At 54.8% G+C, this 16,747-nt stretch carries 20 protein-coding genes; 14 read left to right on the top strand and 6 right to left on the bottom strand.

The features are described 5' to 3' along the window. The first annotated feature begins 162 nt into the window (after nt 1–162). Nucleotides 163–726, top strand: a complete 564-nt coding sequence (locus ACUN0G_RS09000) for an NADAR family protein (protein WP_445573164.1) — start codon at nt 163–165, stop codon at nt 724–726. Nucleotides 727–822: 96 nt separating this feature from the next. On the opposite strand, the gene ACUN0G_RS09005 is transcribed toward ACUN0G_RS09000, so the two are convergent. Continuing rightward, on the bottom strand, nt 823–1,569 hold the full coding sequence (locus ACUN0G_RS09005) for an SDR family oxidoreductase (protein ID WP_445573165.1): 747 nt from the start codon (nt 1,567–1,569) through the stop codon (nt 823–825). A 136-nt stretch (nt 1,570–1,705) separates the two neighbouring features. Between ACUN0G_RS09005 and ACUN0G_RS09010 the strand changes: the two genes are divergently transcribed. The 4 genes from ACUN0G_RS09010 to ACUN0G_RS09025 all read left to right on the top strand — a co-directional run bounded on the left by ACUN0G_RS09010 (nt 1,706) and on the right by ACUN0G_RS09025 (nt 4,324). Continuing rightward, a complete protein-coding gene (locus ACUN0G_RS09010) occupies nt 1,706–2,602 on the top strand; it encodes a LysR family transcriptional regulator (protein ID WP_421552648.1) in 897 nt (298 codons plus the stop codon). Between the two features lie 431 nt (nt 2,603–3,033). Next, nucleotides 3,034–3,534 (top strand): GNAT family N-acetyltransferase, encoded by a 501-nt coding sequence (locus ACUN0G_RS09015; RefSeq protein WP_445573166.1) that lies wholly within the window; start codon nt 3,034–3,036, stop codon nt 3,532–3,534. Between the two features lie 55 nt (nt 3,535–3,589). After that, on the top strand, nt 3,590–4,069 hold the full coding sequence (locus ACUN0G_RS09020; RefSeq protein WP_177080334.1) for a hypothetical protein: 480 nt from the start codon (nt 3,590–3,592) through the stop codon (nt 4,067–4,069). Nucleotides 4,070–4,081: 12 nt separating this feature from the next. Then, a complete protein-coding gene (locus tag ACUN0G_RS09025; protein ID WP_177027225.1) occupies nt 4,082–4,324 on the top strand; it encodes a hypothetical protein in 243 nt (80 codons plus the stop codon). Nucleotides 4,325–4,428: 104 nt separating this feature from the next. Here ACUN0G_RS09025 and ACUN0G_RS09030 read toward each other — a convergent pair whose 3' ends face one another. Continuing rightward, nucleotides 4,429–5,373 (bottom strand): EamA family transporter, encoded by a 945-nt coding sequence (locus tag ACUN0G_RS09030; protein WP_445573167.1) that lies wholly within the window; start codon nt 5,371–5,373, stop codon nt 4,429–4,431. A 610-nt stretch (nt 5,374–5,983) separates the two neighbouring features. On the opposite strand from ACUN0G_RS09030, the gene ACUN0G_RS09035 reads away from it, so the two are divergent. The 4 genes from ACUN0G_RS09035 to ACUN0G_RS09050 all read left to right on the top strand — a co-directional run bounded on the left by ACUN0G_RS09035 (nt 5,984) and on the right by ACUN0G_RS09050 (nt 10,524). Then, nucleotides 5,984–7,858: an AAA family ATPase gene (locus tag ACUN0G_RS09035; protein ID WP_445573168.1), complete on the top strand. Its 1,875-nt coding sequence runs from the start codon at nt 5,984–5,986 to the stop codon at nt 7,856–7,858. Nucleotides 7,859–8,435: 577 nt separating this feature from the next. Beyond that, complete coding sequence (locus ACUN0G_RS09040) at nt 8,436–9,269, top strand: hypothetical protein (RefSeq protein WP_445573169.1); 834 nt, start codon at nt 8,436–8,438, stop codon at nt 9,267–9,269. A gap of 96 nt (nt 9,270–9,365) precedes the next feature. Then, nucleotides 9,366–10,073 (top strand): endonuclease NucS domain-containing protein, encoded by a 708-nt coding sequence (locus ACUN0G_RS09045; RefSeq protein ID WP_445573170.1) that lies wholly within the window; start codon nt 9,366–9,368, stop codon nt 10,071–10,073. A gap of 217 nt (nt 10,074–10,290) precedes the next feature. Next, nucleotides 10,291–10,524 (top strand): hypothetical protein, encoded by a 234-nt coding sequence (locus ACUN0G_RS09050; RefSeq protein WP_003214497.1) that lies wholly within the window; start codon nt 10,291–10,293, stop codon nt 10,522–10,524. A gap of 22 nt (nt 10,525–10,546) precedes the next feature. On the opposite strand, the gene ACUN0G_RS09055 is transcribed toward ACUN0G_RS09050, so the two are convergent. Together ACUN0G_RS09055 and ACUN0G_RS09060 are read right to left on the bottom strand one after the other, a co-directional pair. Next, the gene (locus ACUN0G_RS09055) at nt 10,547–10,879 is read right to left on the bottom strand and encodes a DUF6124 family protein (RefSeq protein ID WP_445573171.1); all 333 of its coding nucleotides are present in this window, start codon (nt 10,877–10,879) and stop codon (nt 10,547–10,549) included. A gap of 325 nt (nt 10,880–11,204) precedes the next feature. Then, a complete protein-coding gene (locus ACUN0G_RS09060; RefSeq protein WP_445573172.1) occupies nt 11,205–11,477 on the bottom strand; it encodes a DUF3630 family protein in 273 nt (90 codons plus the stop codon). A gap of 114 nt (nt 11,478–11,591) precedes the next feature. Between ACUN0G_RS09060 and ACUN0G_RS09065 the strand changes: the two genes are divergently transcribed. From ACUN0G_RS09065 to ACUN0G_RS09085, 5 genes are all read left to right on the top strand, one after another. Next, entirely contained in the window at nt 11,592–12,191 is a 600-nt protein-coding gene (locus ACUN0G_RS09065; RefSeq protein WP_134326062.1) for a hypothetical protein, read from the top strand. A gap of 48 nt (nt 12,192–12,239) precedes the next feature. Beyond that, nucleotides 12,240–12,632, top strand: coding sequence for a hypothetical protein (locus tag ACUN0G_RS09070; RefSeq protein ID WP_445573173.1), 393 nt, complete (start codon nt 12,240–12,242; stop codon nt 12,630–12,632). Between the two features lie 124 nt (nt 12,633–12,756). After that, on the top strand, nt 12,757–13,197 hold the full coding sequence (gene tspO, locus ACUN0G_RS09075) for a tryptophan-rich sensory protein TspO (protein ID WP_026078147.1): 441 nt from the start codon (nt 12,757–12,759) through the stop codon (nt 13,195–13,197). 146 nt (nt 13,198–13,343) lie between these two features. After that, a complete protein-coding gene (locus tag ACUN0G_RS09080) occupies nt 13,344–14,243 on the top strand; it encodes an alpha/beta hydrolase fold domain-containing protein (protein ID WP_445575536.1) in 900 nt (299 codons plus the stop codon). Nucleotides 14,244–14,276: 33 nt separating this feature from the next. Then, nucleotides 14,277–14,660 carry a c-type cytochrome gene (locus ACUN0G_RS09085; RefSeq protein WP_445573174.1) on the top strand — a complete coding sequence of 128 codons (384 nt, stop codon included), beginning with the start codon at nt 14,277–14,279 and terminating at the stop codon, nt 14,658–14,660. Nucleotides 14,661–14,792: 132 nt separating this feature from the next. Here ACUN0G_RS09085 and ACUN0G_RS09090 read toward each other — a convergent pair whose 3' ends face one another. Together ACUN0G_RS09090 and ACUN0G_RS09095 are read right to left on the bottom strand one after the other, a co-directional pair. Further along, nucleotides 14,793–15,965: a YeeE/YedE family protein gene (locus ACUN0G_RS09090; protein ID WP_445573175.1), complete on the bottom strand. Its 1,173-nt coding sequence runs from the start codon at nt 15,963–15,965 to the stop codon at nt 14,793–14,795. A gap of 98 nt (nt 15,966–16,063) precedes the next feature. Continuing rightward, nucleotides 16,064–16,720: an O-methyltransferase gene (locus ACUN0G_RS09095; RefSeq protein WP_421523382.1), complete on the bottom strand. Its 657-nt coding sequence runs from the start codon at nt 16,718–16,720 to the stop codon at nt 16,064–16,066. Between the last annotated feature and the right edge of the window lie 27 nt (nt 16,721–16,747).

The following is a 16,747-nucleotide window of genomic DNA, read 5'->3' on the forward strand; positions in this document are numbered from 1 at the left end:
AAAGGTCGGAGGATTAGGCAAGTATTCGACAGGATTGCGATAGGGGAGGCGGGAGTATCCACGTAAGCGTCAATCGGTGGAGGTTCGATCTACCAAGCTTCGTGGTTGCCCTGGTCAGCACAGTAGCTGTAACTTCGTCCTTTAGTTAGCGAGGATATTTCATTGAACGACTCTGAACATCTGAAAGAACTTTGCGCCCGTTTTAACGCTGGAGAACAGCTGAGTTATACGTTTTTCTGGGGGCACCAACGCAGCAAAACGGCCGTCACAGCGTCATGCTTCAGCCAATGGTTCGAGGCTGGGTTCAATGTCGAGGGGCAACATTACCCTACGGCCGAACACTTCATGATGGCCGAGAAAGCGGCCTTGTTCGACGATCAGGAAATCCGTGCGCAGGTGCTCCGCGCTCCTACACCCAATGCCGCCAAAGCACTTGGCCGCAACGTGCGCGGATTCAATGACAAGGTTTGGCTGCAACACCGATACGACATCGTCGTTCGAGCGAACCAGGCCAAGTTCTCTCAGAATCCACCGTTGAACGAATACCTTCTACAAACCGGTTCCCGCGTTATTGTCGAAGCCAGCCCGGTTGATAACATTTGGGGTATAGGGCTCGCACAGGACAACGCGGATGTGAACAATCCGAATCTGTGGAAGGGGTTGAATCTGCTGGGGTTTGCGCTGATGCAGGTGCGGGACGGGACTGGTATGCCTGCCTCAAGGTAGTGTGCGGAACCGGGACGCATAATCTTCGGCAACTTCGACAACTCCCGCTTCCGGGCAGGAAGCGGGATGTACAGACTCGAAGGCGTGCCTATCTCGTTAAAGCGAGCGACCACCATCAACGATAATTTCCGTTCCCACCGTCCAACGAGACTCGTCTGACGCGAGGTACAGCACCGCCTTAGCTACTTCTTCAGGCGTGCCAAAACGGCCAAATGGGATAGTCGCAGCAATATCTTTGTTGACCTGCTCGCGGTAGGCATCGGGGATACCCGCTTTGTCGTACAGCGGCGTGTCGATCGGGCCAGGGCTGACCGCATTTACTCGAATACCACGCGGTAGAAGCTCGCTGGAGAGCGTTTTCGACATGTTCAGAAAGGCAGCCTTTGTTGCGGCATAAATGGATGAACGCGCGGCGCCCAGGTGCGCACTGACCGAGGTGTTAAGAACCACCGATGCAGGGTTGGAGAGGACCGGCAACAGTGCTTGCAGGAGGAAGTAAGGGCCTTTGACATTGATGTCAAAGGAGCGGTCAAACATCTCCTCGTTCCAGTCTTCGATTGGCATCCAGACGGATACGCCAGCATTGAGGAACGCAATGTCGAGCTGCCCGTAATGAGACTGAACCGCGTGGGCCAGTTCCTTCTGCGCTGTGACACTGGCGGAGTCGGCTCGTAACACCAGAACCTCGCTGCCTAAGACAGCCTGGGCGTTTGCAATGGACTCAGGATTAACACCAGTGACCATGACCCGAGCGCCTCCTGCGAGGAATTGCTTTGCGGTCTCCAGACCAATGCCACTTGTGCCGCCAGTGATGAGCGTGCGCTTGCCTTGTAAACGGGACATGTAAATTTCCTCTCGTTTGTGACGACCAGTCGGACGACTGACCTTCTGAGAGCAACTATGTATTCATGCTAGTGCGCTGATAAGATAGCCAGGCAGAATACATCTCATGCAAAATCTGCATGAAAGAGGACGCGTGATGGATCGGTTGTTACTGATGAGTTGTTTCGTGCGCGCCGTAGAGACCGGCAGTTTTTCAGCTGCGGGACGTGATCTTGGACTCGGACAACCGAACGTCAGCCGTTACGTCGCCGCACTCGAAGATCATCTGCAAACCAGGCTGCTTCACCGATCGACAAGAAAGCTGACGCTGACACCGGAAGGTGAGCGGTACTACGCAGATGCGCGGCGTATTTTGGATTCAGTAGAAGAGTCAGAGTCCTCTCTGCGAGGGAACGTGGCAGCGTCTGGGTTACTGCGCGTCGCATGCCCAACTGCATTGGCGCACACCTTTATAGTGCCCCATGTGGCTAGCTTTCTTGAGCTCTATCCAGAAGTGTCGCTCGATCTCCAGATCAATGATCGCTACGTCAATCTGGTCGACGAGGGAGCCGAGCTCGCGGTTCGCATTGGCCACCTAAAGGACAGCGCAATGCGTGCCCGGCCACTAGGGTGGTTCGAGCGTGTGTGTGTGGCCAGCCGTGAATACGTGGAGAAACGTGGCTCTCCCACTTCCCCTGATGACCTGAAAGAACACGACTGCCTTGTTTACACTCTGCTATCTACCGGTACTAACTGGCGGTTTAAGAACATTGATGTCCCGGTCTCCGGTCGCCTGCGGGTCAATTCACCCGAGGCGATACGTGAGTACGTCAATGCAGGATTAGGAATCGCGCAAGGCCCTCAATGGCTTTATGAGCAAGGGCTAAGAAGTGGCAATCTTCAGCTGCTGCTTAGCGACTACGTAGCACCACAGGTGCCGATCCAGGTCGTTTACTTAGCGAATCGGCTCCTGCCCAAGCGAGCCATCGTTTTCATGGACTTTATGGCGGATGTGTTCGCAAAAAGCTCTGCATTCCATGAACGCCTAAGGTAGCCTCAAGCCCGAACGGATAACCAAAACTACGAAGGCCCTTTGTAGTGAGATCGGATGCACGCTTAACACAGTTGCAATCGGCGGGGCTGAATAGCCATCGGGACGTAGCGTTTGTATCTCAAGTGCCCTGATTCACCGCCGGCACTACGCTGCCTGCCGACATGTTGGTGGCGGGGCTGGCGCTTAAATGACTGGAGGATGGCTTTCCTATGGACGTTGAGCTGACCGCGGTCATGGCTCATTGCGTCGAGGACAAAACATTGTCCCAGTCTGACCGTCATAGGGCGCGTAGGCTCGTCGGTCGGAAACGAACAGGCAGCTGAATCCAGTGTCTGGCTGAAAAAATGGTGCCAGGCCACGATAGAAATCCGTGGAACGTGATCTGATCTTCCTATACTGGCCATCCCAGCATGCCAGGCGAAACGCAACCTATGCCCATCAAACCCAATCAAAACTCCCCAGTGACGCTAGTCCGCGCTCAACAAAGCGACTTGGACGATCTTGTTGCCCTTCGAATTGAGGCCATGCGCGAAAGCCTGGAGCGCCTCGGGCGATTTGATCCTGTACGGGCGCGCGAGCGGTTTGTTAGCGGTTTTGAAGCCCACAATACACATCACATTGAGGTGTCTGGAGAGCGGGTTGGCTTTGTAGTGGTCAAGCATCACCCCAATGAACTCGTGCTCGACCACCTATACGTGAGGCCGAGCGCGCAAGGATCAGGGATCGGCTCTGCTGTGCTCACTCAGATTTTCAAAGAGGCGGATGCAGCTGCACTCCCGATTAAAGTAGGTGCCCTCAAAGAAAGCGCCTCGAATCGCTTTTACACTCGCCATGGTTTCCAGTTCGTCGAAAGCAGTGAGTTCGACAATTATTATGTCCGTCAGCACCTTACGGCGGGCAACACACCTTGCCAGCCAGGTGAAATGATTTGAATCCGGCGCGTTCCTTCTAGACAATCCCCGCCTTTGGCTCGAAAGGATGCGTGCGATGAAGTTCGAAGGGACTTTCCAATACATGGGCAATCACGGGATCGTGTTCAACGTCTCGCAGATCACCCTCACCGACAGCGAACGCGGACGCCTGGGCGAGCTGCATTTTGGCGAAGCGAAAAGCGCCCACTACGAGGTCAACCGCAAAGTCGTCGAGGTGTACGACAAGATGCTGGCCAAAAACCTGCCGTGCCTGATGATGATCGGCATCTCCAAACCGCTGACCCGGCAACAGGGCGACGTGCTCAACGCCCAACGCACCAAAATCGCCAACCTTGCGGCCTCGGCCTTCGCTGGCGCCACCTCATACATAGCGTCTCCTTACGTGGGCGCCCCTGTCGGCGCCGGAGTGCGCATGTATGTGAATGACACCCTGCCCACCTATCATGCAGGCGACATACTGGTCAGCATCGAAGCGCAGGTGAACGGCGGCATCGGCCCGCAACGCAGCGCCTCGACACTGATCATCAAGACCTGACGGGAGAAACACATGTCTGACATTACCCAACTGGTCGTTGCCCTGGTGCTTTTCTTTCTGCTTGATCGGTTTATTAAGTCGTACCCGCTTCGCAAATGGCTAGGGGTGCTGTTGGTAGCGATGGGGGCGGTCGGGTGCGTGGCTGTGAGCCAAATCCGCTTGTTTGGGTTTGACCTGGGGCTGCTGTCGATCTTTGCCGTTGCACTGGGGGTGGGGTTGTTCCTGAAGCGGCGGCGGTTCGAGCCGATGGGCTGAAGGAGGGCCAGGAATTTCCGCTATAAGCGCCCCCACGCCCGGCAGTAAGAAGGGACGGACTTATTTGAAAATAGATCCGTACCTTTTCCGGTTCGCCTCTCGGCCTACGCAGCCTGAGCCTTGACGGCCTGCCGGGGCGACTTGCGATACGTCAGCAGCACAATCCCCGTCACCACAATCACCCCGCCCACCACCTGCCCGGCGCTGAGCATCTGGTCGAGCACGATCCAGCCCATCAACAACGTCGCCAGCGGCTCAATGTTCATCACCGGTGCATTACGCGGCATATCCAGGCGCGGCACCGAAATGAACAGCACGATAAACCCCGTGCCATACAGCACCACCAACGTGGCCAATGCCAGCCAACCGGTACTGGTGGCCGGCAGGTTCAGGCCATCGACAAGCGCACCGCTCAAGCCGGCGAGGTTGACGCTGCTGAACACAATGAAAATCGTCAGCAGACTGCGCACCGAACCGCGTACCTGAGACAACTTGTGGTCGGTGATCCACAGCGCACAGGCGAATACGAACGCGGCGCAAAAGGCCAGGGAGACGCCGACCAGCCATTCCGGGCCGAGGGTGGTGTTGGCAGAGAGACGGCCGGGTACGTCCAGCACGAACACCAGGCCCACCAGAATCAGGCCCATCAGCAAGGCCGTGTGTGCGGTGGGGCGTGGGCCGCCGAGTGCCCAGGTGAGCAGGGCCAGCAGAATAGGGAACACGTTGGCGACCAATAAGGCCAACGCTACCGGGACGCGGGCGACGGCGGAGTAGAGGCAGAGGCTTTGGGTGGCGATGAGCAGGCCCAGAAGGACTTGCCAACGCCAGGCGCCTGGGGGGAGGCGGAGGTTTTGGCGTTGGTATAGGACCAGTATCGCTAGCACTAACAGGGTGCCGCCGGAGCGCATGAGGATTGCCAGCAGGACTCCGGCGCCGTCGTCGAAGGCTACGCGAGCAGCGATGTGGTTGCCGGCGAAGGCGCAGCCCATGCAGAGCAGGATTAGAACGGCGATGTGGCGGGGGAATTGGGTGGGGGCAGGGGGAGTCATGGTGGGGGCTCGGGGAGTTGGCGCCATCGTCGGGGATGGGGGGGTATTTTTAGGTTGTCGTACAACTTGGTGGTGGGATTTGTAGCGTGTTTGGTACGAGGGGGCAAGGGTGTGTTTTAGTTTGGTTGACTAAGAGTGCCTACTGATGCAGCTTCCACCGAAATTCGTAGGGGGAGCTGGGCCTGGGGCGGATAGCTCTAATTCAGCTGGTCGTTAGAAGGAGATCGTATGAGTTTTTTGGCGGAAGCGTCCCAGTGTGTTTTCGGCAATTAGGTCGGAAAGGGACGGGTTTATTGATTTGGAATAGATGGGTTTTGTCCCAACAACATGGAGATAAGTTAAATAATTTGTGATGGTCGAGATTGGCTGTTCGCGAAAGACCGCTTTCAGCCAAAAGCGGTCAGTCATGATCAACTGCTATCGACCCTTACCTGCCGCTGGCGTCAGCACTTATGTTCTTGCGTGCGAGCTAGGGCGTAGAGAGCTGGCCCCTATCCAGACGTTCCTACATGTCAGCTAGACAGCCTTGAGGCTGGTCGGTAACGTCTAGCAACCACGTCACCTTGGTTAATTTAGTACGTGTTACAAAACCAGGCGGCAAGATCACCTGTTGTCGCTATTTATTTCTATAAATCACAATAATTGGATGGAGCAAATTTTGATGCAGGTGCAAAAAATCTGGTCTAGCAATCTTGTAGGCTACTCAAATATATTGCCGGCAGAAAAGTGGATAAAGCTACAAAAATTAAACCTTCTAATAGGGCCGAACAATAGTGGGAAAAGTCGATTATTAAGAACGTTGTTTTCTACTAAGCCAGAGATGCTTTCTGTTAGCATCGGTGATGCTTTCAAGCAGGCATGCAGCGGGCTTGAGGCAATTGTTAATATAATTAGTGGGTGCGAGAAAATACTCGATTTAGATTGCGATGAATTCCAGAGTATATATAGAGGGGAAAGCAGGAGTGTAAATGTGGTGAGCGCTGTACTTCAAACTTTTATTAGGACTTTGAAATATGCCGCTAACGAAGGTTTTAGGGCTCAGGGCAGCACTGTAAATGATTTTAATCTCATGCGGCGCCATCTGCCTCAGAGGAATTTTGAGGAGGCCTTAAGTAACCTTGAGGATCTAGATGTACAGATACTAAACATTAAAAAACATTACATTCCAATATTAAGAGGTATGCGGCCTCTTGACGATGGGACAGATGTTTTTCTCAAACGAACACTGCGAGATTATTTTCCTACACCTGATAGCCTCAATGTGATCACCGGTTTTGACCTTTATAATTTGCTAGCACGATTTTTACTCGGACAACCGGATGAGCGAGAAAGAGTTCGTAATTATGAGAGAATACTGGGAAATGAATTTTTCGGTGGTGCCGATATCACACTTATACCTCAATATGGACAAGACACAGTCGCGGTAAAAATAGGTGATGATGCGCAGTTTTCAATATACGATCTTGGAGACGGCCTTCAGCAAGTAATTATAATTACGTCTGCTGCATTTCTCGAACAAGAAGAATCAATATTTTTTATAGAGGAACCGGAGGCATGCCTCCATCCAGGACTACTGAGAAAACTGGCTCTGTTTTTACTAAATCACACTAATCATCAATATATCGCTACCACTCACTCAAATCACTTGCTTGACTTAGCTGAAAGCCATGACGAAGTTTTAATTCATAGGGTGAGTAAAAAGAGCAATCAAGACGGCAAAGGCTTTTTTATACAGGAATGCACTAAGGATCGTGAAATTCTGGCAGATTTGGGAGTGCGGGCGTCATCAGTATACCTTGCTAATTCAACGATATGGATTGAAGGTATAACAGATCGACTCTACTTAAAGGTCTTCATGAAAAAATACCTTGACTCACTTGAGTCAGGTCCTAAAAAAATTATGTTCGAAGGTTACTTAGAAAACTATCACTATGCATTCGTTGAGTATCAAGGCGGTACGTTAGGCCATTGGGGGTTTGATGACGACGACGATACTACTGAGCGTTTAAATGCGTCACGACTATGTGCAGACGCCTTTCTAATCGCTGATGGCGACATTGTAGGTAAGTCAGAACGAGCTCAAAAATTGTCGGCGGAACTACAAAATCGCTTTCACTTGCTTTCTTGTAAAGAAATAGAGAATTTATTGCCGCCAATTATAGTCTTTGAGAGTGCTAAGAAAATATTTGGCAGAAAGATATCTAAAACAAAAGAAGGCTTGGTTGCGGATAACCTAAGAAATATTCTAAGTATAGACTTGGCCAATTCAATTCATGGGATTGGCTATCATTTGGATAAAGTACTTGGTCTTAAAGGGAAAGGTAAAGAGCGAAAGGTCTTTGCTGATGAAAGTGGAACTATCAATGACAAGGTAAAATTTTGCCAGCAAGCTGTACAGGTGATGAATGACATTGAATGGAGTTTATCCCAAGGCTTAATTGAGCTTTGCGAAAAAATATACGCTCATATTGAATCGAAAAATTAGCAAGCTAATATGCCAGCAGTGATTTTTATTAAAGTTATTCCTAGCATGTTAGTCGAAAGCGCTTGCATTCATTACAAAGAGCTAAAGTGACCCTCGACGTACGAAAGCTCTTGTTTTCAGTAATTTGGGGAAATTGTTCCCTGCGGAGTTCTCCAAACCAGACTTAGGCAATAATAATGAATTGTCCCGTTTTCCCAGACACTTATGTCCGCTTTTGACCAATTTCCGCCGGTCGCGACGGGCAGCTTTGGGTCGAAAGCGGTCATAGGGAAACCAATTCAACTATAGGGTTCGAACCCCTTCAGACGTCCCTACAGCTCGCTCAAGGCCAGGAAATTCGGTACATTCGTCCTTTGTTAATAGCGTCCTGCGGTCTATGTCGATCTTCAGTTTGCCCAAATTTTGCCCTAAACCACTTCACCACTGCCGCTGGTATGCTTGGTTTTTTCTCGACAAGAGTCGACAATATGCCAGATGATTACTCACTGATAGACACAGTCGACTTTGCCCATCGAGCTTCATCCATAAACATCTGAAGAATTAATAGACTGACTTTCTCTGAAACCAAGGAGTACTGATGCAAGTAATAGGAAGTGGAAGTACGACCTATATGCTTCTAAACGGAATAGTCGTACCTGGCGAAGTGCAGCTCGATGATAACATTTGCCTGCAACCTGCAGACGCCTCTCACTTGGATTTTCATACAGCAATTGCTACTTGCAGAAGACCAGATGATATCGCCGTTGTAGCAGCATACATGCCGCGAATTTCAGCACAATTGAAAGTGACCGCTAACACGCCGGATGAGTTGGCTATCCGTGCCTGGAACTCCGCATGGGACGTCCTCATACTTAGCGCAGTATTTCATACGGAGATTGGCTTTAATCTTCAATCAGATACTACAGCATCCGAAATTCATGAGGCCAGTCACTTACACGCAACTAGCTATCACATGCGAGGGCTGACTTCCGACAACCCACATAAACTCTCACCTGAAGAGTTGATATGGATCAGAACCCATTTTGCAAGTGCAAGGGAACTTCTGAGTGATGATCGTTTTCAAACTGCTATACATTGCCTCGCTTCATATCGGTGGCATTCGATGCCGAGGATAAAGCTCGCAGTGCTGTGGGCAGGTATAGAGGGGATTTTTGGCGCAAGCTCTGAGATCCGATTTCGGATTAGTTTATATATCGCCTGTTTTTTGCATAATGAAGATCCCATCAAGCGCAAGGCCACATTTGAAACTATCAAAAAGCTCTACAATACTCGCTCTGCCGCTGTACATGGATCCAAAATGAAAGGAAATATAAGCGGTGCTGTCGACGAGTCAGCAGAAATCCTTCGCCAAATTTTATTGCAGTGCGTCATTTACAAATCTCTACCTAATGAAAATGATCTGGTTCCGTAGGGGAATCAATTAGTCCGGGGTAATTTAAAGGCTCCAGAAAATAGCTTGCCTTGACAGATTGGCGAGCATCGATATACACAATCAGCAGGGAAGCCTATGCGCTCGCCAAAGCAGTATCTCGTTGTAGAAGTAAACGCAGAAGGAACCGTTGAGTTTCACCCTATGAAGAACTGGTGCAGGGCCAATCCGACCGAAGCACCAGCCTTAAATCCCAAGGAAGCAAATTCACAGGCTTTGCGGCGAGGATTTGACCGGCTTGGATGGGCAGTCCAGGAAACCGACTCACAGGTGCGTTTCTTCAAACCCGGCACCACCCAGTCAGCCTTAGAAATGCTTGGCGAAAAAGATCCTGACTTAAACAACCTGGATACGCCAGACAGCGATCGTGAAACAGTTTTTGAGCTTGAGTACCAGCTACGAGACTTCATAGCCCATAATATCGAGTCGATCAAGGTTGATGGTAAGGCACTGCGGCTATATGTAGATGACCAAGGCCGGGACGGTATTGAGTACCCAACAGGGATTGGGTCTATAGACATTTTGGCTACAGATAGCGATGGCGCGTATGTAGTCTTTGAGCTGAAACGTGGTCGCGTGGCAGACAAAGCTATTGGACAGATCAGCCGCTACATGGGCTGGCTGATTACGAATAAAGCGGAAGGAACGAAGGTCAAAGGGGTCATTGTCGCAAAGGATATTAGCGTCAACCTTAAACATGCCGTTGTTGCGGTTCCAAACGTTTCGCTTTTTGAGTATCACATCAGCTTCAGCCTGAACGAGATCAAGCCTGCCAACTTCAGATGAAGTGAGTCTCTCCTAGTTTCATAGTCATCCTCACCTCTCGAACCGCTACTGGTTCGAATGCCTGCTTTTGGCCGAAACCAGCCCTTTAATCCCCATACCGGTCTACCATGCCACCCCCGGCAGTGGTTCCACGCGCTACCGACCTCAATCTCAAGGTATCTCCCATGACCTCATTCACCCGCACCACCCCATCCCGCACCTCATCCGAGGCATCCCTATGAGCATCGACCAAATCAGCCTCCCAAAAGGCGTAGGCCCTCAAGCCATCAAGCTCCTCGACGCCATCACCGGTGCTGACACCAAAGAAGACCTGAACCGCGCAGGCGGTAAGGCTGAAGGTTTTGTATTGGGTCTGGAAAGCGCCAAGGCCATCAAAAGCCAAATCGCCGAGTCGTTGTATGTGGCATACGACGACGCGGCGAGTAATCGGTTGGGTGAGTTGAAGGGCTAGTCCCGCAGGACCGCGTTGGGCTCTACGCCCGAGGTGTTTCGCGGTCCATCAGTTTACCGATCAGCAGTACGCTCAATTCGCTCAGTTGGTGTATGGCCAATGCCACGTCGCGGTCTTTGCCGGTCAGTTCGTCGGACAGGTCGAGCAGCAGGGCGCTGACGGAGGTAACGGTTTCGTAGCTGTTGGCGATCAGGATTTCGCTGCTGACGCCGGAGGTGACGCTGAAGAGGGCGGTTGTCTCTGGGACTGTCTCGGCATCAGTGCCGGGATTGAGGTAGTGATCAATGGCGCGCTGGGCAGCCTGGTGGAGTTTTAGATCCGGTTTCTTCGGAGGATTCGGCGTTACTTTGAACATGGTGCAATTCCTGAATGGGGCCGACACCCTTTCGCTACTACACAAGAAGGGTGGCAGCTGTACGCAGGTTAGTAGACCGGGGAATTACACAAAGCCGGCGCACCCGAAGGCGCCCTACGCACAGCCACCATCAAGCACAGACAGGAACGTCTGATAGATGCAGCTCATGCACTATGTGTAATTGACCCTAGGGCTACTAAACCCGATCACTGAGTTTTCAGCGACCGAGCAACCTTAGAGATGGCCACCCAGGTGCACAAGCCGGCGGATTCTGACGCAAGCGTAGGCAAAGGAGCAAGGTGCTACGGCCTACGCAAAGTCTCCTTTATCCCGCAAACGGAACCACCAGCCGGTACGCCCTCAACCCCAAATCACTCAACCCCTCCAGGCTCTCGCCTTGGCCAGGCATAAGCAGGCTGATCCCCAGATAATGCTCAAGGTGCAGGATGAGGGTCTGGCCTTCGACGCACAAATCCCAATAGCGCTGATCCAGCCCGTCGGCCTTTACGGTCCATTCGCCTTTCAAACCGTGCTCCAGCGTTTCGGCGATGGTCGCGAACAATTGCCAGTCGGACGTTTCCGAAATCTGTATTTCCATAAAGTTTCGCCGAAAGGTACTTGTCGTAGAATGTGACAGAACCTGCGCAGCTTTCAAAGGAATGACCCCCTGGCAACCCGCGCAACGACCTGCCGTGCCTGTTATGGAAAACCTATGCGCTCTTATCGCCTGTTGTACGTGTTACTGGCCCTGATCCTCAGCGGCTGCAGCATTCCGTATCAAACACCCGAAGCCCGCCAGCAAATCGAGCACGACCTGCAGATTGCCCCCGGTTCGGTGCGGGCCCTGAGCCAGACCAACTGGTGCTACTTGCCCTACGGCTCGGAGAATGGCGGCGATGGCCAGTGCCGTGCCACTCAGGGGCTGGGCGTTCTGGTGGACGATGGCTTGATTCTGAGCACCTATTCCGGTGGTCGTTATCAGCGCTTTATCACACTGCGTACTCGCGATGTGCTGTGCGTGAAAACCTTCCGCAGCCGTGAAGCCGCCGCGGCGTTTTTCGCGTTCACTCGGGCGGGGGCTGCTCAGATCATTCCGCTGACGGCCGAGGGGCAGTTCAATACGCCGGTGAAAATCCAGTTTCTGGATTACCTGCTCGGTGAGAACCAGCCGGGCGATCTGACCACCGACAAGACCTATGTGCGTGAAACCGGCAAAAATGCCTACTCCGTCGGGATCATTCCAGGTACGAAAATTCCGTATGTGTCTGCGGTGGCGGCGACGGAAGTGTTCAATCCCTGTCCGGAAAAGTAGTCGCCGGCAGTAACCCAGCGCGTATGAATCACTATCAAGGAGAGCGACATGGCGGGTGGCGAGATTGGGTGTGGTTCGTTTCAGGGCAGCGACAAGTCGGGATCGGCTTTTGAGGCGGTGTTGGACGCGCTTCCGTTGCAGGCGCGGGACTGGGTCGAGGCGGCCAGGCAGCAACTCGATTCGGCTGACGTTGTGCTGTTGGAGGTTGATCATGCGCAGGGCTTGCTTCCCTTTTTGAAGGACTACCAAACACGCTTGATCGCCGAGATCGGACACGATGATTGGGAGCGGGCCGCGCGGGATGAAGCGGCGTCGCTTGATGATGTGGCTGCCAAGTGGGGCGCGGGCATGGGCTGGCGGCTTTATTGCGTGGGGGATCTGGTGCGTGCTTGTGAGCAGTCGGCGGTGGAGCAGCAGCCTGTTTACATCGCGTTCAGCTAGGGCATCTGTGGCGGGGCGCAGAGGAAAGAAAAATACACTTTTTGCTGCGCGGGGCGTCCAACCCTGAAACCGCCGTCAAGGCTTTCATCTCCATGCAGCTGCTCTCAGCTAAGGACCGATTATGGTGACGTTGTTTATTTTTCTTCTGGCCTGCGGTGCTGCAGCGAGCACCGGCATTATCTTCAAACCGGGCGACTGGTACGCCTCCCTGGTCAAACCCAGCTTCACGCCACCCAACTGGCTGTTCCCGGTCGCCTGGACCATCATCTACCTGCTGCTCGCTTGGGCCGGCTACCGCCTGACCCTGATCCCCGGCAGCGAAATCGTGCTGGCTCTATGGGCTGCGCAGATCGCACTCAACACCCTGTGGACGCCGGTGTTCTTCGGCGCCCACCGCATTCTCGCCGGGATGGTGATCATCACGCTGCTGTGGCTGGTGGTCGCCGCCATGGTGTTGCTGACGGTGCGGCTGGATTTGATCACCGGGCTGATCCTGTTCCCGTACCTGGTGTGGCTAAGCGTTGCGGCTGCGTTGAATTTCTCCATCCTGCGCAATAACCGCTGAGCCTGGCGGCGTGGGCAGAGGGCGGAAACATCATTGCCATGATGCCCACGCACACTGGCGAAGGTGAACATCTCTTTTAGAGATAGAGGAAATACAGATTGGGAACTCATACGCTGTGGCCTGCTGAAGAACATGAACTGGCGCAAATGCAGCGCTTCAACCAAAGGCTCGCGTGGTTGCCGCGCTTTCGCATCCGCAACCGCGTGACGCCCCGGGTGATCCAGGCGCTGTTGCGCTCCGGCCAGATGGTGGCCGGCAACAAGTTGCTCAAGCATGGCCTTCAGGCAGAAAGCCGGCGGGTGGGCTCGGTGCCGCTGCGCATCATCCGGCCGAAGGGCAAGGCCAAGGGCGTGGTGCTGGATATCCATGGCGGCGGTTGGGTGATTGGCAATGCGCAGATGAATGACGACCTCAACGTGGCCATGGTGAACGCGTGCGAGGTGGCGGTGGTGTCGGTGGATTATCGGCTGGCGGTGAACACGCCGGTCGAAGGGATTCTGGAAGACTGCCTGGCTGCGGCGCGTTGGTTGCTCGCGGACTGTGAGGAGTTTGCCGGCCTGCCGGTGATCGTCGTCGGCGAATCTGCCGGTGGGCATCTGGCGGCGGCGACGTTGTTGGCGCTGAAGCAATGGCCCGAGTTGCTGGCGCGGGTGAGCGGGACGGTGCTGTATTACGGCGTCTACGATTTGACCGGCACACCGAGCGTGCGCACGGCAGGGCGGGATACGCTGTTGCTGGACGGGCCGGGCATGGTGGAGGCGCTGCGCTTGCTGACGCCGGGCCTGAGTGATGAGCAGCGTCGGCAGCCGTCGTTGTCACCGTTGTATGGCGACCTTGCGGGACTGCCGCCGGCGCTGATGTTTGTGGGGGATCTGGACCCGCTGCTGGACGACACGCTGCAGATGGCGGAGCGGTGGGCGGGGTCCGAGGTGTATCTGTTACCGCGGGCGGCTCATGGGTTTATTCATTTTCCGACGGCGATGTCGGGCAGGGTGCTGGCTTACAGCCGTGAGTGGATCACGGGGCGTTTACGCTCGGTTAGTTGATATCGGATTTTTACAACAAGGCCACATGGAAAGATGAGCATAAGAAAAACATTCATCGCGTCGCTGGGGATTTTATCGCTGGTTCACACGTCACTGTCCTTTGCGGACAACGCTAACGGGAAAAACATTTATCTGCAGCGATGCGCCATGTGCCATGGCGCGGATATCAAAGGCACGGGACCCTTGGCGAATAAAAGCAATCCGCCTACGCCTGACCTGACAACGGCTACTTTCAAAAAACGCTTGAGTGATTATCCGGGCGTTATCGTGTCGTCCGTCATTCTTCGTCCGAATGGCGACCTGATTCCCAGAACGTTGCGGGAGAACGGTGTGAAGCTGTCGCCGTTCACCTGGAAAGTTCAGGACTTCCGCGACTTGAATCAGTACATGAGTGGTGTGATTTCAAAAAGTCGATGATGCTGCTCGTTCCCACGCTCTGCGTGGGAATGCATACCGTGACGCTCCGCGTCACCAACAGCGGGACGCAGAGCGTCCCCGGCGGCATTCCCACGCGGAGCGTTGGAACGATCAGCGATCAGTCACGATCAGTCAGCAACCGCTCAATGCCACTTGCGGACGCTCACCCGCAAAGAAGAACGGCCGCAACCGCACGCCCACGCTATTGCCGATAAACGCCGCCACCAACCACACCCAGCCATGCAGGCTACCCGACGCAATCCCGCTGAAGTACGCGCCGATATTGCAACCGATCACCGCGGCGAACACCGAGCGTGCCGGAATCTTCAGGCTTGGAGCGAAACGCCCGGCCAATCCCGCAGCCAACAGCGCACCAAGGATGATGCCGATGTCCATCACGCTGGTAATGTCTTCCCACACCGGCGCTGCCAGGGCCTTGGCGTTGCCCGGCATTTGCCAGAACACCCAACTGCCCACGTCCACGCCCAACCCGCTGGCGACCTTGGCGCCCCACAGCGCGAACGCGGAAGTGATGCCCCACGGCCGCCCGGCCAGTGCCAGGGTGGCGTAGTTGAGCAGGGCCAAGCCAATCGCGCCCCACACCAATGGCCATGGCCCGCGCAGGAAGCGGCGCAGGCCCTGGTGTTCGCTGGTGACGCCGGCTTCAAGTTGCCCGTGACGGCCTTTTTCCAGGCGCACGGTGACTGCCGCGATGATGCCAAATACCGCCAGGCTCAGCAGCAACGCCGGCACCACGCCGAAGCTTTTGACGATGGAAACCGCTGGGAACGAAGGCAGCGAGAACCACCAGTCGACGTGGTGAGTCGCGATCAACGAACCGCAGATAAAGAAGAACAAGGTCACCAGCATGCGCGCGTTACCGCCGCCCACGGTGAACAGGGTGCCGGACGCACAGCCGCCACCCAGTTGCATGCCGATCCCGAAGATAAATGCCCCGAACACCACCGACACCCCAGCCGGCGCCACCAGCCCGACCACGGGTTGGCCGAACAGCGTGCCGGCTCCCAGCGCGGGGAAGAACAGCACCACGGCAATCGCCAGCATCACCATCTGCGCACGCAAGCCCGCGCCGCGCCGGTCGGTGATGAACACCCGCCAGGCCGAGGTGAAGCCGAAAGCGGCGTGGTACAGCGTCAAGCCGAGTGCGGCGCCGACCACCAGCAACAGCACTTGGCGCGAGCCGACGCTGTTTTGCAGGAAGATGGCGCCAAACAGCAGAATGACAAACGCCAGCAGGGGCGCGAGCGGCTTGCGCGCAGGGGTTGTAGAGAGGGAAAGGCTCATCGGGTATCTCGGTTCGTAGGCCGTGGGTTAAAGGCGAGGGTGCCGAGTATAAACCGCGCACCCTTCCACTGGCGTCTCGAATCCTCCAATGAGGGGTATTAGCCGAGGCGAACTGACAGCTCGACGTCGTCACCGATCGGCACCGACAGGTAGCCATTTGCAGGCGAGCGCACCCGGGCCAGGTAGTCGGGGCAGTAGTTGGTGTTGTCGGCGATGATCAACGCGCCGGGCTTGAGGCGGCTTTCCACCAGGTTCAGTACATCGCCATACAAGGCTTTGGCGCCGTCGAGCAGCAGCAGGTCGACGCTGTCGGGCAGGCCGGTGGCCAGGGTGACCAGGGCATCACCTTGGCGGATCTCCACGAGGTCGCTCACGCCGCCTTGCTCCAGGTGTTGCCGCGCGAGGGCGATCTTCGAGGGCTCGAACTCGCTGCTGATCAGCGCGCCGCCGCCGTTGTCCCGTAGGGCGGCCGCCAGGTGCAGGGTGGACAGGCCGAACGAGGTACCGAACTCGACAATGGCCCGGGCTTTGCTGCTGCGGGCCAGCATGTAGAGCAGGGTGCCGGTGTCGCGGGAGACGGGCAGCCACAGGTCTTTCAGCATCCCGTAGAGTTCCAGGTAGTCGGTTTTGCTGCGCATCAGGCGATCACGTTCTTCAGGTGTCACGTTGTTGAGGACGGGGCTCGTGACGGCATCGGCTTGTGTGTACAGCCGTTCAATCAGAGCCGCCATCGGGGCCGAGGTAAGCGTATTCATGGGGAGGTCCTGTTGCAGGTTGAGCGC

Source organism: Pseudomonas sp. 32A, assembly GCF_052682255.1.